This window comes from Nonomuraea sp. NPDC001831 (genome assembly GCF_042892035.1).
GTDB lineage: Bacteria > Actinomycetota > Actinomycetes > Streptosporangiales > Streptosporangiaceae > Nonomuraea.
In genome coordinates, this window is the sequence record NZ_JBIATU010000001.1 from 1,005,261 (window position 1) to 1,026,894 (window position 21,634).

Here is a 21,634-nt window from a genome sequence, read left to right on the forward strand (position 1 = left end):
CGCTTCCCTTCTCAGGCGGTGAACAGCCGGGCCCCGGCCGTTCCCTTGTCAGGTGGTGAACAGCCGGGCCTCGGCCCGTTCGTGGGCGGCGCTCATCGTGTCCGCGAGCGGCGTGGCGGCGTGCAGGTCGAGCGGGCCGCGGGCGGCCAGGGCGTGCCCGGCGGCCCGCCCGATCGCGCCGGCCGCGCCGTGCAGGGTGGCCTGGGCCTGGCGGAAGTCCAGCAGGCGCAGCCGTACGGCGGCGCTGACCCAGCTCGCGGCGAACGCGTACAGGTCGCCGGTCACCGCGTCGGCCTCCCGGACGCCGAGCCCGGCGTAGGCCGTGCCCAGCACGACGGCGTGGTTGCCGGGCGTGACCCTGGACTCCACCAGCTCCGACAGGCGGGCCAGCGCCGGCGTCGCGAAGACCAGGACGGCCGTGCGCAGGACCTGGTTGCCGGTCCTGGTGGCGGCGGCCCGGATCTCCCGGCCGAGCTTGACGGCGTGCAGCCGCCGGTCCACCTCGGTCACCGCGTCCCAGTCGCCGGCCGCCACCGCCCGGTGGGTCAGGACCAGGGCGGTGGCGTCGCCGGGCCCCGCCGCGTGCAGCAGCAGGTCCTCCAGCAGCGCGGCGACGTCCACCGGCCCGGCCTGCGCGTACGCCTCCAGGCCGTGCGAGAGCGTGTAGAGGCCGCCGGGGAAGGCCGAGTCGGTGAGCTGGAGCTGGGCGAGCAGGCTCATGCCAGGAAGAACAGGTGGTTCAGCGGCAGCTCCCGGGCCGGCGCGATGGTCGCGTGCTCGCCGTCCACCGTGACCTTGTACGTCTCGGGGTCCACGGTGATCCGCGGCAGCGCGTTGTTGCGGATCATGTGCCGCTTGTCCACCGTCCTGGTGTGGCGCACCTTGGCGATCAGCCGTTGCAGGCCCAGCCGCTCCGGCACGCCGGCGGCGATGGCGGCGTCCGGCAGGAACGTCACGCTGCTCTTGCGCTGTGCCATCCCCATCGCGCCGAACATCGGCCGGTAGTAGACCGGCTGCGGCGTGGGCAGCGAGGCGTTCGGGTCGCCCATCTGCGACCAGTTGATCAGGCCGCCCTTGACCACCAGCGCCGGCTTGGCCGCGAACGACGTGAACGGCCACAGCACGACGTCGGCCAGCTTGCCGTCCTCCAGCGAGCCGACGTGCTCGGCGATGCCGGTCGTCCGGGCCGGGTTGATGGTCAGCTTGGCCAGGTAGCGCAGCACCCGCGCGTTGTCGTTGCGCTCGGAGTCCTCCGGCAGCCGGCCGCGCTGGTCCTTGCAGTGGTGGGCGGTCTGGAAGGCGCGGGTGAAGGTCTCCCCGATCCGGCCCATCGCCTGGGAGTCGGAGGAGAACATGCTGATCACGCCCATGTCCTGCAGCACGGTCTCGGCCGCGATGGTCTCCACCCGCACCCGGCTGTCGGCGAAGGAGACGTCCTCGGGGATGTCGTGGTTGAGGTGGTGGCAGACCATCACCATGTCCAGCAGCTCGTCGGCCGAGTTGATGGTGTACGGCAGCGTCGGGTTCGTCGAGGACGGCAGCGCGTTCGGCTCGCCGGCGATGCGGATCATGTCCGGCGCGTGACCGCCGCCCGCGCCCTCGGTGTGGAAGGTGTGGATCGCCCGGCCGTCGATGGCGCTGATCGTGTCCTCCAGGTAGCCGGCCTCGTTGAGGCTGTCGGCGTGCAGCGCCACCTGGACGTCGTACTCGTCGGCGATGCGCAGCGCGCAGTCCACCACCGCCGGGGTGGAGCCCCAGTCCTCGTGCACCTTCAGCGCGCACGCCCCGGCCTCGATCTGCTCGGCCAGCGCGGCCGGCAGGCTGCCGTTGCCCTTGGCCATGATGCCGATGTTCACCGGCAGCGCCTCGACGGCCTGCAACATGCGGCCGATGTTCCACGGGCCGGGCGTGCAGGTGGTGCCGCGGGTGCCGTCGGTGGGGCCGGTGCCGCCGCCGATCAGCGTCGTGATGCCGTTGGTGAGCGCGGCCTCGGCCTGCTGCGGCGCGATCAGGTGCACGTGCGGGTCGATCGCCCCCGGCGTGGCGATCATGTTCTCGCCCGCCAGCACCTCGGTCCCGGCGCCGATCACCAGGCGGCGGTCCACGCCGTTCTGGGTGTGCGGGTTGCCCGCCTTGCCGATCCCGACGATCCGCCCGTCCTTGATGCCGATGTCGCCCTTGACGACGCCGAGCACCGGGTCCAGCACGACCGCGTTGGTGATCACCAGGTCGAGCGCGATCGTGGCGTTCTGCGAGCCCGGGTCGGCCGCCATGCCGTCGCGGGCGGTCTTGCCGCCGCCGTAGACGGCCTCGTCGCCGTAGAAGCCGGCCGTGTGGTCCTTCTCGATCTCGATCACCAGGTTGGTGTCGGCCAGCCGCACCCGGTCGCCCACGGTCGGGCCGAACATGGCGACGTACTGCTTGCGGTTCATGGTGCTCATCGGCTCAGGCCTTCTTCTTCCTGGCGGCCGGCTTCTTGGCCGCCGGCTGCTTGGCGGCCGGTTCCTTGGCCGCCGGTTCCTTGGGGGCGGCCTTCTTGGCGGCGGGTTCCTTGGGGGCGGCCTTCCTGGCGGGCGCCTTGCGCGCGGGCGGCTCCTCGGCCGGGGTGCGGACCGTGGCCCCCGGCTCCGGCTGGTCGGCGTACCCCAGCTCGGCCAGGCGGCGCAGGGCGCGGGTGCGGCTGTCCCTGGCCCGCAGGCCGCCGTCCACCAGGCCGGCGAAGCCGACGACGCGCATGCCGCCGGCGAACTCCACCAGCGTGACCTGGTGGGTGTCGCCCGGCTCGATGCGTACGGCGGTGCCGGCCGGGATGTCGAGATGCATGCCGTACGCCTTCTCGCGGTCGAAGCTGAGCGCCCGGTTCGCCTCGAAGAAGTGGAAGTGCGAGCCGACCTGGATGGCCCGGTCGCCGGTGTTGCGCACGGTCAGCGTCACCGTGGCGCGACCGGCGTTGATCTCGATCGGCTCGTCCCCGTACATGATCCGGTCCGTGTCCGTCATGGCGAACCGCTCCTTTCTGGTCGCGGCGGTGTCAGCCGCCGATGGGGTCGTGGCAGGAAACGAGCTTGGAGCCGTCCTTGAACGACGCCTCGACCTGCATCAGCTTGAGCATTTCGCGCACCCCGGGCATGACGTCCCCGGCGCCGAGCACCTGCTTGCCGAGCTCCATGCACTCGGCCACCGTCCTGCCGTCGCGGGCGGCCTCCAGGACCGCGACGCTGATCAGCGCCACCGCCTCGCTGTAGTTCAGCTTCACGCCGCGCTCGCGGCGCTTGGCGGCCAGGTCGGCGACGACGTAGATCAGCAGCTTGTCGATCTCGCGCGGTGCGAGGTTCATGAGCTCTCCTTAGGTGGAAGCGCGCCGGACGCCGGAGAACGCCGGGACCGCCGCCAGGAAGATCCAGGTGACCAGGACGAACGGCCAGGTCAGGGTGTGCCCGCCGACCGGCGCGAACAGGTAGCCGACGAACGCCGTCAGTACGGTCGCCGACACCACGCCGGCCAGGGCGTACAGCAGGCCGAGGACGGTCGGCACGACGAACGCGCAGCACAGCGCGATGCCGGTGAGCACCGCGTTGTAGCCGTACAGGCCGGCGCCGATGTCGGCCGCGGGCGCGCCGAGCAGCACGGCCACCAGGATCCCGACGGCGCTGGCGGCCAGCGCGGCCCCGGCCACCCGCCACCCGGCGAACGCCAGGCCGATCAGGAAGATCAGGCCGACGTACCACTTGCCCTGGAAGAACACCTGCCCGACGCCGTTCAGCAGCCCCTGCCACAGGTCGGCGAACGTCACCGCGGTCCCCGGGGACGTCGCCGACGGCGGCGCCGCCAGGACGTGCCGGCGCCAGACCCGCTCGTAGGCCGGGCCGCCGACCACCATGATCGTGGCCACCGCGCAGAACGGCGCGGTGAGCCCCGGCAGGTCGTGCGGCCCGAGCAGCACTTTGAGCGCCGACGTCAGGACGCTGCCCATGATCGCGCCGACGACGACCAGCAGCAGCGTGATCCACCGCGCCTGGAAGTACAGCACCAGCGCGACGCCGATCAGCGTGCCGTTGAAGCCTTCGAGCCCGGCGGTCACGCTCTCCCTGGCCGCGCCGAGGAACCAGGCGGTGAGCGTGCTCACGGCGGCGCCGACCAGGCCGAACAGCGCGAAGCGCCACCCGGCGGCGAGCAGCGCGACGACGAAGCAGATCGCGGTCCCCAGGTTGTTCTGCAGGTCCACCTGGCTGACGCCGCGGAGCGTGGCGAGCGGCAGGTCGGGCATCTCGGCGCGCATGTCCGCCTGCCTCTCTCGCCGGCACCGGGGTTGACGTGCGGCAACATTCCCCTGCGACGGGCGGGCCACGCGGCGGCGGCGGTTCGATGGACATTCTTTGCGAAAGCCGTTGAGGACTAAGAGCGCCTCAACAATGCACATGCCCGGCAAAGGCGCTTGACCAGGGAGTTTTGCCTCCGGTTCCTCCGATCATCTCTGTCAGGGGACAGGGAGGGAGGCCGAGCGATGCCGCCAGGGCTCAACACCGGGGATTCGGCCTGGGTGCTCGTGAGCGCCGCCATGGTGCTGCTCATGACGCCCGGACTGGCCTTCTTCTACGGCGGCATGGTCCGCGCCCAGAACGTGCTCAGCATGCTCTTCATGAGCTTCGTCTCGATCGCCCTGGTCACGATCCTGTGGTTCGGCTACGGCTACGGGCTGGTCTTCGGCCCCGACGTGGGCGGCGCCGGCGTGATCGGCTTCGGCGACCTGCGCTTCGCCGACATCACGCCCACGATGCTGCACGGCCGCGTCCCCACCTACGCCTTCGCGCTGTTCCAGCTCACCTTCGCCATCATCACGGTGGCCCTGATCAGCGGCTCGGTCGCCGGGCGCACCCGGCTCGGGCCGTGGATCGTGTTCTCCGTCGTCTGGGTGACGCTGGTGTACTTCCCGGTCGCGCACTGGGTGTTCGACCGGCAGGGCTGGATCAGCCGGTGGGGCGTGCTCGACTTCGCCGGCGGCCTGGTCGTCGAGCTGAACTCCGGCATGGCCGGCCTGGCCCTGGCCCTCGCGCTCGGCCCCGGCGTGCGTTTCCGCAGGAAGGAGCCGCCTCGGCCGAGCAACATCCCGTTCGTCATGCTGGGCCTGGGCCTGCTGTGGTTCGGCTGGTTCGGCTTCAACGCCGGCTCGGCCATGGCCGACGGCGGCATCGCGGTCAACGCCTTCCTGACCACCATGATCGCCGGGGCCGCCGGGATGCTGACCTGGCTCGTCCTGGAGTGGCTGCGCTACCGGCACTTCACCCGGCTCGGCTCGGCCACCGGCGCGCTGGCCGGGCTGGTGGCCATCACGCCCGCCTGCGCCTTCGTCAACGCCGAGGGCGCCCTGGTCATCGGCATCGTGGCCGCCGTCGTGGTGTCGTACGCGGTCACCTGGAAGCTCGTCCTCGGCTACGACGACACCCTCGACGTCGTCGGCGTGCACGGCGCGGGCGGCATCGTCGGCACGGCCCTCATCGGCCTGCTCGCGACCGGCGTCAGCGCCACCAGGACCAAGGGCCTGCTGTACGGCGGCCCGATCGAGGTGCTGCTCAAGCAGCTCGCCGCGATCGTCGTGGTCGGCCTCTACTCCTTCGTCGTCACCTACCTCATCGGCCGCGTCGTGGACCGGCTCTGCCGGATGCGCGAGACCGAGGCCGAACAGCTCGCCGGCACCGACGCGCAGCTCGGGACGGAGGACTGATGGCCGCCACCCGCCATCCGGCCCGCGCGCTCGTCCTGATCGGGGCGGGCGGCGGCGTCGGCGCGGTCGCCCGCCACCTGCTCACCCAGACGCTGATGGGCGCCGACCACCCGCTGCCCTGGCCCACGCTGGTGGTCAACGTCCTCGGCTGCCTGCTGATGGGCCTGCTCACCGGCGAGCTGACCCGCCACCCGCTGCACCGCATGCCGGTCAAGGCGCTGCTCGGCACCGGCTTCCTGGGCGGCTTCACCACCTTCTCGCACCTGGTGGACGGCGTCCGCGAGCTCACCGTCGGCGGCGCGGCCGGCTGGGCGGTGCTCTACCTGGTGCTCAGCGTCGTCCTGGGCCTGCTGGCCGTCTGGGCGGGCCTGCGGCTGGGCGGCCGTCGATGATCCTGGTGCTGGTGGTCTTCGTCGGCGGCCTGATCGGCGCGCCGGCCCGCTACCTCGTGGACGCCGGCGTCACCAGGGCGGCCGGAAAGGCGATGCCCTGGGGCACGCTGGCCGTCAACGTCATCGGCTCGGCCGTGCTCGGCGTCCTGATGGGCATCGCCTCCCACGGGACCCTGCCGCCGGCCGTGTTGTCGCTGGTCGGCACCGGGTTCTGCGGCGCGCTCACCACCTTCAGCACCTTCAGCGCCGACACCTGGAAGATGCTGGCCGCCGGGTCCACCGGCCGGGCGCTGGCCAACATCGCCATGAACCTGGTGCTCGGCCTGGCCGTCGTCAGCCTCGGCTACCTGCTCGGCAGGGCGATCGCCGGCTGACCGGAAGGAGGCGGGAACGCCCATGACCACCGCCTCCCCGTGGGAGCGGGCCAAGCGGGCCCTGGTCGGCCGGCCGCTGCGGACCCAGCACCTGGAACGGCAGCTCCTGCCCAAGCGGCTGGCGCTGCCGGTCTTCTGCAGCGACCCGATCTCGTCGGTGGCGTACGCGACCGAGCAGATCATCATGGCCCTCACCCTGGGCGGCCTCGCCCTGCTGCACCTGACCGGCTGGATCGCCGTGGCCATCGCAGCCATGCTGGTGATCATCATCGTGTCCTACCGGCAGACCTGCTACGCCTACCCGGGCGGCGGCGGCGCGTACGTCGTCAGCCGGGAGAACCTGGGCGTCAACGCCAGCCTGGTCGCCGCCAGCGCGCTGCTGGTCGACTACGTGCTGACCGTCGCCGTCTCCGTTGCCGCCGGGGTGGACGCCATCACCTCCTACGCGCCCGGCCTGGACCGCTGGTCGGCGCCGCTGAGCGTGGCCTGCGTCGCGCTGCTCACCCTGGTCAACCTGCGCGGCACCCGCGAGTCCGGCCGCGGGTTCGCGGTGCCCACCTACGCCTTCATCGCCTCGGTCTACCTGCTGTTCCTGGTCGCCGCCTGGCGGCTGCTGACCGGCGAGCATCCCCGCGCCGTCAGCGCCGGCTTCACCATCGAGCCGCTCTACCAGCCCGTCGGCTTCGTCGCCGTCTTCCTGGTGCTGCGCGCGTTCGCCTCCGGCTGCACGGCGCTGACCGGAGTGGAGGCGGTCAGCAACGGCGTGCCCGCCTTCCGGCGGCCCAAGAGCAGGAACGCGGCGAACACCCTGGCGATCATGGGCGTGCTGTCGGTCACCATGTTCTCCGGCATCACCGTGCTGGCCCTGCTGACTCACGTGCGGATGACCGACCCCGACCATCCCGGCCGGCTCGCCGGGATGCCCGCCGGGTACGTCGAGCCCACCGCCCTGGCCCAGATCGGCGACGCCGTGCTCGGCCGCGGCGTCCTGTACGCCTTCCTGCAGGCCAGCACCGCGGCGATCCTGATCATGGCGGCCAACACCGCCTACAACGGCTTCCCCATGCTGGCCTCGATCCTGTCCGCCGACTCCTACCTGTCCAGCCAGCTCCACAAGCGCGGCGACCGGCTGGTCTTCAGCAACGGCATCCTGCTGCTGGCGACGGCCGCGGCCGTGCTGCTCGTCGTCTTCGACGCCAACAGCTCCCGGCTCATCCAGCTCTACATCATCGGCGTCTTCATCTCCTTCACGCTGAGCCAGGCCGGCATGGTGCGGCACTGGCAGCGCGCCGGCCCGCGCTCGCCCGGCGTGCGGCGGCGGCAGGCCGTCAACGCGACCGGCGCGACGGTCACCGCCGCCGTCCTGGTGATCGTGCTGATCACCAAGTTCGCGAACGGCGCCTGGCTGGTCTGCCTGGCCATCCCGGGGCTGTTCGCGCTCATGAAGGGCATCAGACGGCACTACGACCAGGTACGGGCGGCCACCACGCCGGACACGCCGGTCGAGCTGCCGGGCGGCGCCCACGCCATGGTGCTGGTCTCCCGGCTGGGCAGCCCCGCGCTCCAGGCGGTCGCCTACGCCGCGGCCACCCGTCCGGCCGGTCTGGAGGCCGTGCACGTGTGCACCGACGAGGAGGCGACCCGCGAGCTGCGCGAAGGCTGGGAGCACTACGCGCCCTCCTCCGTGCCGCTGAGGATGATCGAGGCGCCCTACCGGACCGCCGTCGGCCCGATCGTGCGGCACGTCCGCGACTGGCTGGCGCTGCACCCCAACCAGGTCGTGACCGTCTACATCGTCAGCTACGTCACCGGCCGCTGGTGGGAGCCGGCCCTGCACAACCGGCTGACCGCCCGGCTGCGGGACCGGCTGCTGATGCTGCCGGGGGTCATGGTCACCCTGGTGCCCTACCGGCTGGCCTCGGGGGAGGGCCGCGCCGAGCGCCCGCCGCGGCTGCCCACCCGCCTGGCCGTCCTGGCCCAGGCGCCGGACGGCGGCGACGGCCCGGCGCAGGCTACGCCGCGGCCCTGACGACGTGCATGAGCTCGGCCAGGACCTCGGTGTTGAGCTGGTAGGCCAGCCGCACCTCGCCGATGATCCGCTGCCGCTCGCGCTCGTCGAGCTGCGCGCCGAGCGCGTCCAGCCGGGCCCGGTACTCGTTCTTGAACCGCGGCAGGCTGCCCACCTCGTCGAAGATGTAGAAGTCGACGCCGCCGCCGGGCTGGTAGCCGAAGATCTTCTGCAGTTCCATGCGGATGAACTGGCCGCCCGACAGGTCGCCGAGGTAACGGGTGTAGTGGTGGGCGATGTAGCCGCCGGGCCAGTCGGTCATCTGGTGGATGCGGGCCTGGAGGGTCCGGGTGGCCTTGGAGGGGGCGACGCGCTCGCGCCAGGCGGGGCCGTAGATGGTGGCCAGGTCGCGTTCCAGGGCGGGCTCGCGGTACAGCTCGGGGAAGACGAAGCGGCCGGCGACCGGGTGGGCGGCCAGCTCCTTGGAGACGCCGTCGAGCGCGAGGTAGGCGAAGTAGTGCTGGGCGACCATCTCGCCGTACTCGTGCTCGGTCAACCGGCCGGCCATCAGCTCGGCGAGGTAGCCCTCGGACTCGGCCGACTCGTGGTCGCCCCAGGTGGCGGCCCTCAAGGTCTCGGAGAACGACGTCGTCACAACACTTCCCCAACTCGCGCGAATGTTTCTGACACAGTGTCACAACCCTCGGAGGCTCCGTCAAGGCGATGGCGACAGCATGTCAGCAAAACTCGCCTCCGCCGTTCATCTACCCAGGAAGGCGGCGCTCAAGGGGCCGGGCCTGGCGGGGCCGCCCGTCGCGCACAGTGGCGGCCGTCAAACGGTCCGCTACCTGGAAAAATCCCTCTAACATACGGTGACACCGTCACTCGCTAGCCAACCCAGGAGTGATCCTTGACCGTCCAAGCCGACGTCGCCAGGCGACGCATCGAAGAGCTGCTCCGTGAGCACGAGGAGCAGATCCTCGCCCGCTGGGTACAGCTCGCCAAGGCCCCGTCGGACGAGCTTCTCGACATCTACCGCGCCCTGCGGTCCTCTCTCGATCAGGGCAAGGGAGACCTCGTCGACGTCCGCGGGCTGCTCGCGGAGCTCTCCCGCACCCGCGCCCGCGCGGGCCACGCGCCGTCCGACACCGCCCGCGCGGTCTTCGGCCTCAAGGAGGCCCTGTACGAAGTCGTCGAGGCCGACGGCGAGCCCGAGGCTCTGCGCGGCTTCATCTGGTTCTCCCGGCTCATCGACGACCTCGGCCTGCTCACCTTCGAGACCTTCGCCGACGCCCGCGAGAAGATCATCCTGGACCAGGCCGAGCAGCTGCTCGAACTGTCCACCCCGGTGGTCAAGCTCTGGGAGGGCATCGTCGCCGTGCCGCTGATCGGCACCCTCGACTCCGCCAGGACCCAGGTCGTGATGGAGAAGCTGCTGCAGACCCTGGTCGACACCGGCGCCGAGCACGCTGTGATCGACATCACCGGCGTGCCCGCCGTGGACACCCAGGTGGCCCAGCACCTCCTCAAGACCGTGGTGGCCGCCAGGCTGATGGGCGCCGAATGCGTCATCTCCGGCATCCGCCCGCAGATCGCGCACACCATCGTCACGCTCGGCATCGAGTTCGGCGACATCGTCACCAAGGCGTCGCTGGCCGACGCCCTCGCCCACGCCTTCAAGCGCAGCGGCGTGCAGGTGACGCAGTCGAAGCACGCCCGCATCGCCGTCCGGGCGGAGGGCGCCTGATGGACCGGGTCCCCGTACTCAAGCTCGGCGACATCCTGATCGTCTCCATCCAGATCGACCTGGAGGACCAGAGCGTGCTGGCCCTGCAGGAGGACCTGGCCGAGCGGGTCGTCGCCACCGGGGCCAGAGGCGTGATCATCGACATCACCGCGGTCGAGATCGTCGACTCCTTCATCGGCCGCATGCTGGCCACCATCGCCACCATGTGCCGCATGCTCGACGCCCAGACCGTGGTCGTCGGCATGCGTCCCGCGGTGGCGATCACCCTGGTCGAGCTGGGCCTGTCGCTGGGTGGCGTGCGCACGGCGCTGAACCTGGAGAAGGGAGTGGCGCTCCTCGACCACGTCAGGGGCGCCGCCACGTGACCGAGACGATGACGATCGCGGGCAGCGCGGACGTCGTGATGGTCCGGCAGATCGTGCGGACCCTCGCGATCGAGGCAGGGCTCTCCCTCGTGGACCAGACCAAGATCGTCACTGCGGCCAGCGAGCTGGCCCGCAACGCGCTCGTCTACGCCGGCGGCGGTGACGTGCGCATCGACCTCGTCGAGAACGGCAGGAAGCGGGGCCTGAAGCTGGTCTTCAGCGACAAGGGCCCCGGCATCCCCGACCTGGACAAGGCGCTCACCGACGGATTCACCACCGGCGGCGGCATGGGCCTCGGCCTCGGCGGCTCCCGCCGCCTGGTCGACGAGTTCGACCTGGTCTCCGCTCCCGGGAAGGGCACGACCGTGACGGTGACCAAGTGGGCGAGGTGAACCCGGCCTGGGTGCGCGCCGAGGACCCGAGCGCCGTCGGCGCCGTCCGGCGGCGGGCGGTCGAGCTGGCCGAGGCGGCCGGGTTCGACACCACCCGCACCGGTCAGACGGCCGTGGCCGTCAGCGAGGCCGTCTCCAACCTGGTCAAGCACGCCGTGGAGGGCGTCGTCCTGGTGCGGCCGCACCCCGAGGACCCGGCCAGCGTGGAGCTCGTCGCGGTGGACAAGGGGCCCGGCATGGCCGACGTGGCCCGCGCCCTGCGCGACGGCTACTCCACCTCCGGCACGCTCGGCATCGGGATGGGGGCCATCGCCCGCATCGCCACCGGATACGACGTTCACTCCGTGCCCGGCATGGGCACGGTGCTCGTCATGCACTTCACCGCCGCGGACACGCCCGGCCCGCCGCTGCGCGCCAGCGGCCTGACCCGGCCGATCGGCGAGGAGGTCAGCTGCGGTGACGGCTACGCCATCGCCGAGAACGACGAGAGCACCACGGTGCTGCTGTGCGACGGCCTCGGCCACGGCCACATCGCCGCCATCGCCGCGCAGACCGCCGTCGAGCTGTTCGCGCAGGTCCAGGACCAGGAGCCGCTGGCGATCCTGGAACACCTGCACCGCGGGCTGAGCGGCACCCGCGGCGGCGCCGTCGCGGTCGCCCGGGTCGGCCGGGACACCGTCACCTACGCCGGGCTGGGCAACGTCTCCGGCTGGGTCGCCGACGCCGGCGGCCGGCAGGGCATGATCTCGCTGCCCGGCATCGCCGGTCACCAGGGACGCACGCTCCGCCAGTACGAGTACAAGATCCCCCCGTACGCCACCGTCGTGATGCACTCCGACGGCCTGACCGACCGATGGGACCCCGGGAACGTGCCGGGGCTGTTCGCGCGCACCCCCGCGGTCATCGCCGCGGGCCTGCTGCGCGAGGCGGGCAGCAGGCGCGACGACGCCTGCGTGGTGACGGTGAGGCCCGGCAATGGCGGAAACTGAGCTCATCAGGGTCAGGCTCGAAACCGACCAGGACGTCTTCGTCCTGCGCCGCCTCGGCCGGGCCGCGGCCGAGCTGGTCGGGCTGGAGTCCCAGGACCAGATCAGGGTCGCCACCGCCCTCAGTGAGGTGGGCAGGGAGGCCTTCGGCAAGGACGCCGCCGCCGTGATCACGCTCGGCCGCGACGTGCTCACGATCACCATCCGCCACACCAGGCCGTCCGCCTTGGACCGCTCCGAAGGCGTGACGCTGGCCGGCCGGCTCGTCGACGACATCGCCCTCGGCGACGGCCACATCACGATCACCAAGCGGCTGCGGCCGCGGGCGACCGCCGCCCCGCTGGCGGCCATCCGCGCCGACCTGGCCAAGCTGGCGCCGATCAGCGCGATGGAGGAGCTGCGCGAGCAGAACAGGGAGCTGGCCGAGACCCTGGAGGACGTGCTGCGGCTCAACTCCGAGCTGCAGGAGACCAACACCGGCGTGCTGGCCATGTACAACCAGCTCTCGGCTGAGCTGGAGGAGACCAACAGGGGAGTCGTCGCCCTGTACGCCGAGCTGGACGAGAAGTCCGCCCAGCTCCGCGAGACCATCGACGCGCGCAACCGGTTCTGGGCCACCGTCAGCCACGAGCTGCGCACCCCGCTGAACTCCGTCATCGGCCTGGTCCGGCTGCTGACCGGCCAGGGCGGCGAGCCGCTGACCGAGGAGCAGGCCCATCAGATCGGGCTCATCGGTGACTCGGCGCAGACGCTGCTCGAGCTCGTCAGCGAGCTGCTCGACATGGCCAAGGCCGAGTCCGGCCGCCTGGATCCGCAGCCCACGCTGGTCAACCTGGCGCGGATGGCCGGGCAGTTGCACGTCACGATGCGGCCGACCAGCGAGCGCGCCGGCGTGACGCTGAGCCAGGAGATCGCGCCGGAGGCCACCGAGCTGTACGCCGACGAGAGCATGCTGATCAGAATTCTGCGCAACTTGCTCTCGAACGCGCTCAAATTTACTCAGAGCGGGCAGATAGTGCTGGCCGCGCATGCCGACGAAGCCAAGGGCGAGATCGTCATCACGGTCACGGACAGCGGCATCGGCATCTCGGAGGAACATTTGACGCGCGTGTTCGAGGACTTCTACCAGGTTCCCGGCTCGCTGCAGGTCAGCGCCAAGGGCACCGGCCTCGGCCTGCCGTACGCGCGTAGGCTCGCCGAGGCCCTGGGCGGCACGCTGGATCTCACCAGCACGCCGGGCGAGGGCACCACCGCCACCCTGCGGCTGCCGCACCAGAGCGGCACGCCGGAGGTCCAGCGCGTGCTGATCGCCGACGACGACGAGGTCTTCCGTGCCACCGCCCGCCGCATGCTCTACGGCTTCACCGTGCACGTGGACGAGGCCGCCGACGGCGCCGCCGCGCTGGAGGTCATGGCCGCCTCCCCGCCCGACGTGATCCTGGTCGACCTGCTCATGCCGCGCGTGGACGGCCACGTGCTGCTGCACCAGATGGCCGAGGACGAGCGGCTGAGCGACATCCCGGTCGTCATCGTGACCATCGCCCCGCAACACGCCCCCGGCAACCGGCCGGTACTGTCCAAGCACGGGCTGCGCAGGGAACAACTCCTGCAGGCCATCCGCAGCGCCCGCCAGGGCGAGAACGGCGGTGCTGGAGAGGACCAGGATGTCTGAGTCCGCACGCGTGCTGGTGGTGGACGACACCCCCACCAAGCGCTACATCCTGTCGAGCTGGCTACGACGGTCGGGCCACCAGGTGCTGGAGGCCAGGGGCGGCGAGGAGGCCCTCGGCCTGCTCGCCGCCAACCAGGTCGACCTGGTCGTCCTCGACGTGCGCCTGCCCGACATCAACGGCTACGAGGTCTGCGAGCTGATCAAGGCCAACCCGGCCACCGCCTCCATCCCCGTCATCCAGGTGTCGGCCAACGCGATCACCCCCGCCGACCGCACCGAGGGGCTGGAACGCGGCGCCGACGCCTACCTGAGCGAGCCCATCGAGCCCACCGAGTTCGCCGCGACCGTCGAGGCCATGCTGCGCTACTACCGGGCGCGCTGGCGGGCCGAGCTGATGGCCGAGCGCCTGGCCAAGCTCGCCGAGGTGACGTTGCGGATGAACGAGGCCGAGACGTTCGACGAGCTGCTGACCGTGGCCGTCGAGGGCACCGCCGAGGTGCTCGGCCGCTACAGCGGCACGCTCGCCATGCTGCCCGACGGGCGGGTGCGGCGCTTCCGCGCCCGGCCCGGCGAGCCGGCCAGTGTCCAGCCCGCCGCCTCCGACGTGCTGGACCGCCTGTCCGAGCGGACGCTGAAGGACGCCACCAGGGCCCGGGTGTTCACCCTGGCCACCCGCGAGTGGGAGAGCCTGCTGCCCGACGTGCGCGCCGAGGGCTGCACCACCGGCGTGCTCTGCCGCACCAAGAACTCGCCGTCGCCGGTCTACCTGGGCGTCGAGGCCGTCTCGCCGCTCGACGCCGACGAGGTGAACCTGCTGCGCCAGCTCGGCCAGGAGCTGGCCCTGGCGCTGGGTGCGCTGCGCGCCTACACCGAGGAGCACGACATCGCGCTGACCCTGCAGCGCAGCCTGCTGCCCAGCCGGATCCCCGAGGTGCCCGGCCTGCAGGTCGCGCTGCGCTACCAGCCCGCCGTGGACAACGTCGAGGTCGGCGGCGACTTCTACGAGGTGCTGCAGGTCGACGGACGCGTGCTGGTCGCCGTCGGCGACGTGGAGGGCCACTCCCTGCACGCCGCGACCGTCATGGCCGAGGTGCGCCACGCCCTGCGCGCCTCGCTCATCGCCCAGGTGGACCTGAGCGCCTCCCTCGACCTGCTCAACCAGATGATGCGCCGCTACCACCGGGGCCTGACCGCCACCGTGTGCCTGATGCTCATCGACCCGGCCACCGGCGAGATCGAGCTGGCCAACGCCGGGCACATGCCGCCGCTGTTCGCCGGGCCCGGCAGCTCGTACCACACGCTGGGCAACCTGCTGCTCGGCGCGGTGCCCGAGCGGTACCAGGTCGACCGGCTCAAGCTGCCGCCCGGCGGCACGATGATGTTGTTCACCGACGGCCTGCTGGAGGACCGGCACATCCTGCTCGACGACAGCATGGAGAAGGCCAGGCAGCTCGCCGAGACCGTCGAGGACGACCTGGAGGAGTTCGCCGAGCGCATGCTGGCGGCGTTCGGGGCGCGCGAGGACGACGTGGCGCTCGTCGTCGTCCGCCGCACGCTCGACGCGGACTCCGGCGGGGCCTGAACGGTTGCGCCGGCGCCTCAGCGGGTGTACCGGTGCTTGGCCCCGGGCGGGAAGTACTCGGGGTCCCCGGCCTCGCGCAACCGGATGGACGGCAGCTGCTGCGCCGCCGGCACGTAGTTCGCGAACTCGCTGTTCAGCCGCAGGAGCTGGGCCAGGATCGAGGCTCCCACCGCCTGGGCGACCTCGTCGGCGGGCTTCTCGCCGGGCATCAGCTCCACCGTGACCGTCAGGTGCCGGTCGTGGTCGGCGTCCTCGGCCGCCTCCATCACGAACTTGCCCGTCACCGACCCGCTGACCTCCGGCTGCTCCAGCCCCACCGCGATGTTCTCCGGGTAGACGTTCGCCCCGTAGTACGACAGCGTGAAATGGCTGCGGCCGAACACGTAGACGAACGGATGGCGCGGGCCGGCGACCTGCGACCGGAATCCGTGCCGCCCGGCGAACTCCATCATGCGCTCGTACGGGATCACCCCGCCCTCGTCGGCGATGTGGTAACGGATCAGCGGCACGCCGTTGTCGCCGGAGAACAGCAGCGTGCCCTCGTGCTCCTCGAAGAAGCGCACCCGCGGGTCGTACTGCACCAGCGTCGGCAGCCGGGACTCCCCGAACAGCTCCCTGGCCGTGTCCGGACGGCCGGACAGGAAACGGCGCAGCTCGACCGAGAGCGGCGTCTCGTTGCCGAGCACCCCGGCGTCCGCGGTGCCGTACAGGGAGGCGATGCCGCGCACCGGGTCGGCGATCCCGGCCCGCTCGGCCACCAGCGTGCGCCACTCCTCGCTGAACACCTCGCCCGCCGTGACCAGCTTGACGTTCCAGTCGGCCCAGGGGAGCGGCTCGGTGTCGATCACGTTCTTCAGGAACGGCGGATAGCCCAGCAGGACCACCTGGTCGAAGTGCGGCGCCAGCTCCGGCAGCACCCGCGCGATCTCCCTGCGGTCGGTGCCCGGCGCGACGACGGTGATCGGGTAGCCGCGTTCGGCCAGGTGACGACAGCACTCGATGGTGAACAGGCCGCCCACCCAGGTGCCCAGGGCGAAGCAGACCACGGCCAGCGTACGGCGTTCGCGGGCCCCGAAGGAGTCACGGAAGACCTCCTCGAAGCGGGCGGCGATCACCCGCTCGTCCGCCACCGTACGCGGCCAGAACGACGGCGTCCCCGTCGAGCCCGACGACACGGCGATCATGTCCCCGATCACGCCGTCCCGGCAGAGGTCGGGGAGCGGGTGGCGGCGGATGTAGGTGTCCTTGGACGTCATCGGCAGCCGGCTGAAGCGCTCCAGGCTGGTGACGTCCGCCGGCTCGACACCGTGCTCGGCCAGGAACGAACGGTAGGCGGGCACGGTGGCGGCCACCTGGTGAAAGAGCTCAAGGGGATCCATGGGGCACGCGCGGCCGACCGCCCGGAACCCCGCGCCCCGGACCGGCCCCCACGCCTCCTCCCTCCACGATTCGATCGTCTCCAGCCCCATGGTGACACCACGGCAGCACGAACGGGCCAGGGCCTGCCGGCGTGGGGGCGAGCGGCCACAGACTGCCGGCGACATGGCGGAATCCGTCGAGCAGGCCGACAGGTACGCCAGTCCGGCCAGGTCCGGACGGTCGGGGAAGCGTGGTGACCCGCGCCGGATCTCCTCGACGAGCTCCCTCGTGCCCGGCGGGTCGTCGAGTGGTCGCGGGACGGGTCACTCGCCGGGGCGGACGAGGCCGGTTTCGTAGGCGAAGACGATGGCCTGGGCGCGGTCGCGCAGCCCGAGTTTGGTCAGCACGCGGCCCACATGGGTCTTGACCGTCTGCTCGGCCACGAACAGCTTCTGGGCGATCTCCTGGTTGGACATGGCCTGCGCGACCAGGATGAGCACCTCCGCCTCGCGCTCGGTCAGCTCCTCCGGACGCCTCCCCGACGGCGGACGCGGCCCGCCCAGCCGGGCGAACTCGTGGATCAGCCGCTTGGTGACGGCCGGCGCGATGAGCGCGTCGCCGGCGGCGACCACGCGGACGGCCTCGGCGAGCTGGGCCGCCGAGGCGTCCTTGAGCAGGAACCCGCTGGCTCCCGCCCGCAGCGCCTCGTAGACGTAGTCGTCGAGGTCGAACGTGGTCAGGATGAGCACCTTCGACGCCGGGCACACCGCCAGCACCTCCCGGGTGGCCTCCAGCCCGTTCATGACCGGCATGCGCACGTCCATCAGCACCACGTCGGGGCTCAGCGCGACGGCCCGCGTCACCGCCTCGCGGCCGTCGGCCGCCTCGCCCACGACCTCGATGTCCGGCTGGCCGCTCAGGAACACGGTGAACCCCGTGCGGACCATCCCCTGGTCGTCGGCGATCAGCACGCGGATCACGCGGCGCCCTCCCTCTCCTCGATCGACAGCCCCGCGCCCGCCCCGGTTGACGACCCGACCGGCGGTTCCGTCGGCAACGCGGCGCTCACCTGGTAACCGCCGCCCCTCGTGGGCCCGGCGTCGAGCGTGCCGCCGAGCAGCGCCGCGCGTTCCCGCATGCCCACCAGCCCCTGGCCCGCGCCGGGCGCCGCCGCGGCGGAGCGGCCGGGGCCGTTGGCGACGCGCAGGCGCAGCGTGCCGGCGTCGGCGGCGATCTCGACGGTGACGCTCGACCCCGGCGCGTGCCGCATCGCGTTGCTGAGCGACTCCTGCACGATCCGGTACGCCGACAACCCCACCGCGGGCGACAGCGGCCCGATCGGCCGCCGCCGGTCGACCGCCACGGTCAGCCCCGCGTTGCGGGCGTTGGCCACCAGCTCCTCCAGCCGGTCGAGGCCGGGCTGCGGCGCGGTGTCGGTGCGGCCCTCGGGATCGCGCAGCACGCCGAGGACCTGGCGCAGCTCGTCGATGGCCTCCAGGGACAACGCGCGGATCTCGGCCAGCCCCGCCTCCAGCTGGGAGGCGTCGCCCGCGGCCCTGAGGGGCACCGCCTCGGCCTGGATGGCGATCACCGACATGTGGTGGGCCACGACGTCGTGCAGCTCGCGGGCGATGCGGGCGCGCTCCTCCAGCACCGCCTGGGCGCCCTCGGCCTGCCGGGTGCGCCGCTCCTCCTCGACGAGCAGGGCCGTGGCGTTGCGCCGGGCGCGCACGTTGTAGCCGAACAGCAGGACGACCACGGCCACGCCGGCCACCACCGGCGTCGAGTCGACGTCGACGGCCAGGCACAACAGGACGGTGAGGATCCCGGCCCCCACCGTGATCCGCCGCTCGCAGCGCACGCCCACGGAATACAGCGCCAGCAGGTACGCCACCCCCACCGCGACCGGGTAGGGCGCGTAGCCCTCGTCCTGCCCGATCGTGAGGCTGGCGCAGACGGCGACGGGGGCCAGCACGGCCGCCGCCCGCCAGGCCGCCAGCGGCCACCGGTTGCGCAGCACCACGGGCAGGCCGGCGGCCAGGGCCGCGAGGACGACGACGCCGCCCCAGAGCGGCGCGGGATCGCCGGGCGTGGCGGCGGCCCGCTCGTTCCACTCCTGGGTCGTGGACAGCGTCACGCCGAACAGCTCCACGCCCAGCAGGAGCTCGGCGATCCGCACCACGCTGTACGTCTTCACCGGGACCACCGGCGCCAGCCATCGGGGCACCGGCAGCCGCAGCCACCGGGAACGCGGCCGGGACGGGGGATCGGCGCCGCCCGTCAGCAACGCGAGCGTGAAGGGCCGCAGCACGGCCAGCAAGGCCCGCCACAACGCCACGGCGAACCGCCCGGCCGCTCCTCCCGGCGACTCCGGAGGGCCGGTGCGCGCGTCGCCTCGGAAGGCGAGGGGCGCGGAGCGCCGGGCACGGTGATTCACCTGGTCAAGAATACGGAAAGGCGGCCGGCCGGGCGTCAGACCAAGGTCTGATCCTGACGTCACCCTCAGGTATCGCTTACAACATTACGATCGCCGTGAGCGAACATCGGCAAGGTTGGGAACAACAGCGCGCTCCAATGAATTGAGTCGGTATAACTCAACCCTTTGGAGTTCGCATGAGTGAGAGCTTGATCCTCCCGGTCCTGCCGCTCGACGACGAGGTCGTCCTGCCGGGCATGGTGGTTCCGCTGGACCTGTCCGACTCCGAGGTGCGTGCTGCGATCGACGCGGCCCGCGCGTCCGGTGGTAACAAGCCGCGGGTCCTCCTCGTTCCCCGGATCGACGGCCGCTACGGCGCCGTCGGCGTCCAGGCGGTGATCGAGCAGGTCGGGAGGCTGCCCGGCGGTGAGCCCGCCGCCGTGGTCCGCGGTGTCAACCGGGTGCGCGTGGGCACCGGCACCACCGGCCCCGGCGCCGCACTGTGGGTCGAGGCCGACACGATCGACACGGTTCCGGCCGGCGAGCGCGCCCAGGAGCTGGCCAAGGAGTACAAGGCCCTGGCCACCACCATCCTGCAGAAGCGCGGCGCCTGGCAGGTCGTCGACCAGGTCAACCAGATCGACGACCCCTCGGTGCTGGCCGACAGCTCCGGCTACACCCCTTGGCTGACCACGGCGCAGAAGGTCGAGCTGCTCGAGGCTCCCGACCCCGCCGACCGCCTGGCCAAGCTCGTCGAGTGGTCGCGCGAGCACCTCGCCGAGCTCGACGTCGCCGAGACGATCCGCAAGGACGTCCAGGAGGGCATGGAGAAGCAGCAGCGTGAGTTCCTGCTGCGCCAGCAGCTCGCCGCGGTCCGCAAGGAGCTGAAGGAGCTCAACGGCGACACCGCCGAGAGCGAGGAGGAGGACTACCGGGCCCGCGTCGAGGCCGCCGACCTGCCGGAGAAGGTGCGCGAGGCCGCGCTCAAGGAGGTCGACAAGCTGGAGCGCACCTCCGACCAGTCCCCGGAGGGCGGCTGGATCCGCACCTGGCTCGACACGGTGCTCGACATCCCGTGGAACGAGCGTACCGAGGACAACTACGACATCGCGGGCGCGCGGGCCGTGCTCGACGCCGACCACACGGGCCTCGACGACGTCAAGGACCGCATCATCGAGCACCTGGCCGTGCGCAAGCGCCGCCAGGACAAGGGCCTCGGCGTGGTGGGCGGCCGGCGCAGCGGCGCCGTCCTGGCCCTCGCCGGTCCTCCCGGGGTCGGCAAGACGTCCCTGGGCGAGTCGGTGGCGCGCGCGATGGGCCGCAAGTTCGTCCGGGTCGCGCTCGGCGGCGTACGCGACGAGGCGGAGATCCGCGGGCACCGGCGCACCTACGTCGGCGCCCTGCCGGGCCGCGTGGTCCGGGCCATCCGCGAGGCCGGCTCGATGAACCCGGTCGTCCTGCTCGACGAGGTCGACAAGGTCGGCGCCGACTACCGCGGCGACCCGACGGCGGCGCTGCTGGAGGTCCTCGACCCGGCCCAGAACCACACCTTCCGCGACCACTACCTGGAGGTCGAGCTCGACCTGTCCGACGTGCTGTTCCTGGCCACGGCCAACGTGCTGGAGGCCATCCCCGGCCCGCTGCTCGACCGCATGGAGGTCGTCACGCTCGACGGCTACACCGAGGACGAGAAGGTCGCCATCGCCCGCGACCACCTGCTGCCCAGGCAGCTGGAGCTCGCGGGGCTGACCTCCGAGGAGGTCAAGGTCGACGACGGCGCGCTGCGGCGGCTGGCCGGCGAGTACACCCGCGAGGCCGGCGTGCGCTCGCTGGAGCGGGCGGTCGCCAGGATCCTGCGCAAGGTGGCGGCCAAGGACGAGCTGCCCGTCACGGTCGGCCCGGACGACCTGGTCGGCTACATCGGCAGGCCGCGGTTCGTGCCGGAGTCGTCGCTGCCCGAGTCCACCCAGCGCACCTCCGTGCCGGGCGTGGCCACGGGCCTGGCGGTGACCGGGGCCGGCGGCGACGTCCTCTACGTGGAGGCGTCGCTGGCCGACCCGGAGACCGGCGAGACCGGCCTGACCCTGACCGGCCAGCTCGGCGACGTGATGAAGGAGTCGGCCCGGATCGCGCTGTCCTACCTGCGCTCGCACGGCGCGGAGCTGGAGCTGCCGGTCACCGCGCTGAAGGACCGCTCGGTCCACGTGCACTTCCCCGCGGGCGCCGTCCCCAAGGACGGTCCCTCGGCGGGCGTGACGCTGACGACCGCGCTGGCCTCGCTCCTGTCGGGCCGCCAGGTCCGCGCCGACGTCGCCATGACCGGTGAGATCTCGCTGACCGGGCGGGTCCTGCCGATCGGCGGCGTCAAGCAGAAGCTGCTGGCCGCCCACCGGGCGGGCATCACCACGGTGCTCATCCCGGCCCGCAACGAGCCCGACCTGGACGACGTGCCCGAGGAGGTGCGCAACGAGCTGACCATCCACGCGGTCAGCGACGTGCGCGAGGTCCTCGACATCGCGCTCACCCCGGCCGAGGTCGCCACCACGGTCGCGGCCTGACGCCGCACCCGGCACCGCCCCGCCGCACCCGGCTTCCCGGATGCGGCGGGGCGGCTCCATG

At 72.1% G+C, this 21,634-nt stretch carries 19 protein-coding genes and 1 pseudogene; 11 read left to right on the plus strand and 9 right to left on the minus strand.

The genetic code is table 11. The features are described from left to right. Positions 1-48: 48 nt before the first annotated feature. The 5 genes and pseudogenes from ACFYYW_RS04375 to ACFYYW_RS04395 all read right to left on the minus strand — a co-directional run bounded on the left by ACFYYW_RS04375 (position 49) and on the right by ACFYYW_RS04395 (position 4,279). Positions 49-720: an urease accessory protein UreF gene (locus tag ACFYYW_RS04375; RefSeq protein ID WP_387644946.1), complete on the minus strand. Its 672-nt coding sequence runs from the start codon at positions 718-720 to the stop codon at positions 49-51. Next, positions 717-2,441: an urease subunit alpha gene (gene ureC, locus ACFYYW_RS04380; RefSeq protein ID WP_387644948.1), complete on the minus strand. Its 1,725-nt coding sequence runs from the start codon at positions 2,439-2,441 to the stop codon at positions 717-719. The genes ACFYYW_RS04375 and ureC overlap by 4 nt, the downstream gene beginning before the upstream one ends. Before the next feature lie 253 nt (positions 2,442-2,694). Beyond that, a pseudogene (locus ACFYYW_RS04385) lies at positions 2,695-3,000 on the minus strand (urease subunit beta); the annotation flags it as partial. 31 nt (positions 3,001-3,031) lie between these two features. Continuing rightward, positions 3,032-3,337, minus strand: a complete 306-nt coding sequence (locus ACFYYW_RS04390; protein WP_352330244.1) for an urease subunit gamma — start codon at positions 3,335-3,337, stop codon at positions 3,032-3,034. Between the two features lie 9 nt (positions 3,338-3,346). After that, complete coding sequence (locus ACFYYW_RS04395; RefSeq protein WP_352330242.1) at positions 3,347-4,279, minus strand: urea transporter; 933 nt, start codon at positions 4,277-4,279, stop codon at positions 3,347-3,349. A 225-nt stretch (positions 4,280-4,504) separates the two neighbouring features. On the opposite strand from ACFYYW_RS04395, the gene ACFYYW_RS04400 reads away from it, so the two are divergent. The 4 genes from ACFYYW_RS04400 to ACFYYW_RS04415 are packed head-to-tail and all read left to right on the plus strand — an operon-like array spanning position 4,505 to position 8,517. Continuing rightward, on the plus strand, positions 4,505-5,722 hold the full coding sequence (locus tag ACFYYW_RS04400; protein WP_387644953.1) for an ammonium transporter: 1,218 nt from the start codon (positions 4,505-4,507) through the stop codon (positions 5,720-5,722). Then, a complete protein-coding gene (locus ACFYYW_RS04405) occupies positions 5,722-6,114 on the plus strand; it encodes a fluoride efflux transporter FluC (RefSeq protein WP_387644955.1) in 393 nt (130 codons plus the stop codon). Before ACFYYW_RS04400 ends, ACFYYW_RS04405 begins: the two co-directional genes overlap by 1 nt. Further along, positions 6,111-6,488 carry a fluoride efflux transporter CrcB gene (gene crcB, locus ACFYYW_RS04410; RefSeq protein ID WP_352330237.1) on the plus strand — a complete coding sequence of 126 codons (378 nt, stop codon included), beginning with the start codon at positions 6,111-6,113 and terminating at the stop codon, positions 6,486-6,488. Before ACFYYW_RS04405 ends, crcB begins: the two co-directional genes overlap by 4 nt. Before the next feature lie 22 nt (positions 6,489-6,510). Next, positions 6,511-8,517 (plus strand): APC family permease, encoded by a 2,007-nt coding sequence (locus tag ACFYYW_RS04415; RefSeq protein WP_387644958.1) that lies wholly within the window; start codon positions 6,511-6,513, stop codon positions 8,515-8,517. On the opposite strand, the gene ACFYYW_RS04420 is transcribed toward ACFYYW_RS04415, so the two are convergent. Continuing rightward, positions 8,501-9,151: a heme oxygenase (biliverdin-producing) gene (locus ACFYYW_RS04420; protein ID WP_387644960.1), complete on the minus strand. Its 651-nt coding sequence runs from the start codon at positions 9,149-9,151 to the stop codon at positions 8,501-8,503. The two genes, ACFYYW_RS04415 and ACFYYW_RS04420, sit on opposite strands and share 17 nt — an antisense overlap. Before the next feature lie 255 nt (positions 9,152-9,406). On the opposite strand from ACFYYW_RS04420, the gene ACFYYW_RS04425 reads away from it, so the two are divergent. From ACFYYW_RS04425 to ACFYYW_RS04450, 6 genes are read left to right on the plus strand one after another with little or no spacing between them, the layout of a single operon-like run. Then, complete coding sequence (locus ACFYYW_RS04425) at positions 9,407-10,243, plus strand: STAS domain-containing protein (protein WP_387644962.1); 837 nt, start codon at positions 9,407-9,409, stop codon at positions 10,241-10,243. Beyond that, a complete protein-coding gene (locus tag ACFYYW_RS04430; RefSeq protein ID WP_221762408.1) occupies positions 10,243-10,608 on the plus strand; it encodes an STAS domain-containing protein in 366 nt (121 codons plus the stop codon). Before ACFYYW_RS04425 ends, ACFYYW_RS04430 begins: the two co-directional genes overlap by 1 nt. 8 nt (positions 10,609-10,616) lie before the next feature. Then, positions 10,617-11,000: an anti-sigma regulatory factor gene (locus ACFYYW_RS04435; RefSeq protein ID WP_387645499.1), complete on the plus strand. Its 384-nt coding sequence runs from the start codon at positions 10,617-10,619 to the stop codon at positions 10,998-11,000. Continuing rightward, the gene (locus ACFYYW_RS04440; protein ID WP_387644964.1) at positions 10,988-11,989 is read left to right on the plus strand and encodes an ATP-binding protein; all 1,002 of its coding nucleotides are present in this window, start codon (positions 10,988-10,990) and stop codon (positions 11,987-11,989) included. Before ACFYYW_RS04435 ends, ACFYYW_RS04440 begins: the two co-directional genes overlap by 13 nt. Beyond that, the gene (locus ACFYYW_RS04445) at positions 11,976-13,658 is read left to right on the plus strand and encodes a hybrid sensor histidine kinase/response regulator (RefSeq protein ID WP_387644966.1); all 1,683 of its coding nucleotides are present in this window, start codon (positions 11,976-11,978) and stop codon (positions 13,656-13,658) included. The genes ACFYYW_RS04440 and ACFYYW_RS04445 overlap by 14 nt, the downstream gene beginning before the upstream one ends. Beyond that, positions 13,651-15,240, plus strand: a complete 1,590-nt coding sequence (locus tag ACFYYW_RS04450) for a SpoIIE family protein phosphatase (RefSeq protein ID WP_387644969.1) — start codon at positions 13,651-13,653, stop codon at positions 15,238-15,240. The genes ACFYYW_RS04445 and ACFYYW_RS04450 overlap by 8 nt, the downstream gene beginning before the upstream one ends. 17 nt (positions 15,241-15,257) lie before the next feature. Here the strand turns inward: ACFYYW_RS04450 and ACFYYW_RS04455 are convergent, their stop codons facing one another. From ACFYYW_RS04455 to ACFYYW_RS04465, 3 genes are all read right to left on the minus strand, one after another. After that, positions 15,258-16,709, minus strand: a complete 1,452-nt coding sequence (locus ACFYYW_RS04455; RefSeq protein ID WP_387644972.1) for a phenylacetate--CoA ligase family protein — start codon at positions 16,707-16,709, stop codon at positions 15,258-15,260. A 213-nt stretch (positions 16,710-16,922) separates the two neighbouring features. Then, on the minus strand, positions 16,923-17,579 hold the full coding sequence (locus ACFYYW_RS04460; RefSeq protein WP_387644975.1) for a response regulator: 657 nt from the start codon (positions 17,577-17,579) through the stop codon (positions 16,923-16,925). Continuing rightward, entirely contained in the window at positions 17,576-19,036 is a 1,461-nt protein-coding gene (locus ACFYYW_RS04465; protein ID WP_387644978.1) for a sensor histidine kinase, read from the minus strand. The genes ACFYYW_RS04460 and ACFYYW_RS04465 overlap by 4 nt, the downstream gene beginning before the upstream one ends. A 176-nt stretch (positions 19,037-19,212) precedes the next feature. Here ACFYYW_RS04465 and lon point away from each other — a divergent pair, with 176 nt between their 5' ends. Next, complete coding sequence (lon, locus tag ACFYYW_RS04470) at positions 19,213-21,573, plus strand: endopeptidase La (RefSeq protein WP_387644980.1); 2,361 nt, start codon at positions 19,213-19,215, stop codon at positions 21,571-21,573. Positions 21,574-21,634: the final 61 nt, after the last annotated feature.

Coding starts and splice junctions, on each gene's coding strand:
- ACFYYW_RS04375 (WP_387644946.1), bottom strand. CDS start 720: ATGAGCCTGCTCGCCCAGCTCCAGCTCACCGACTCGGCCTTCCCCGGC.
- ureC (WP_387644948.1), bottom strand. CDS start 2,441: ATGAGCACCATGAACCGCAAGCAGTACGTCGCCATGTTCGGCCCGACC.
- ACFYYW_RS04390 (WP_352330244.1), bottom strand. CDS start 3,337: ATGAACCTCGCACCGCGCGAGATCGACAAGCTGCTGATCTACGTCGTC.
- ACFYYW_RS04395 (WP_352330242.1), bottom strand. CDS start 4,279: ATGCGCGCCGAGATGCCCGACCTGCCGCTCGCCACGCTCCGCGGCGTC.
- ACFYYW_RS04400 (WP_387644953.1), top strand. CDS start 4,505: ATGCCGCCAGGGCTCAACACCGGGGATTCGGCCTGGGTGCTCGTGAGC.
- ACFYYW_RS04405 (WP_387644955.1), top strand. CDS start 5,722: ATGGCCGCCACCCGCCATCCGGCCCGCGCGCTCGTCCTGATCGGGGCG.
- crcB (WP_352330237.1), top strand. CDS start 6,111: ATGATCCTGGTGCTGGTGGTCTTCGTCGGCGGCCTGATCGGCGCGCCG.
- ACFYYW_RS04415 (WP_387644958.1), top strand. CDS start 6,511: ATGACCACCGCCTCCCCGTGGGAGCGGGCCAAGCGGGCCCTGGTCGGC.
- ACFYYW_RS04430 (WP_221762408.1), top strand. CDS start 10,243: ATGGACCGGGTCCCCGTACTCAAGCTCGGCGACATCCTGATCGTCTCC.
- ACFYYW_RS04435 (WP_387645499.1), top strand. CDS start 10,617: ATGACGATCGCGGGCAGCGCGGACGTCGTGATGGTCCGGCAGATCGTG.
- ACFYYW_RS04445 (WP_387644966.1), top strand. CDS start 11,976: ATGGCGGAAACTGAGCTCATCAGGGTCAGGCTCGAAACCGACCAGGAC.
- ACFYYW_RS04450 (WP_387644969.1), top strand. CDS start 13,651: ATGTCTGAGTCCGCACGCGTGCTGGTGGTGGACGACACCCCCACCAAG.
- ACFYYW_RS04455 (WP_387644972.1), bottom strand. CDS start 16,709: ATGGGGCTGGAGACGATCGAATCGTGGAGGGAGGAGGCGTGGGGGCCG.
- lon (WP_387644980.1), top strand. CDS start 19,213: ATGAGTGAGAGCTTGATCCTCCCGGTCCTGCCGCTCGACGACGAGGTC.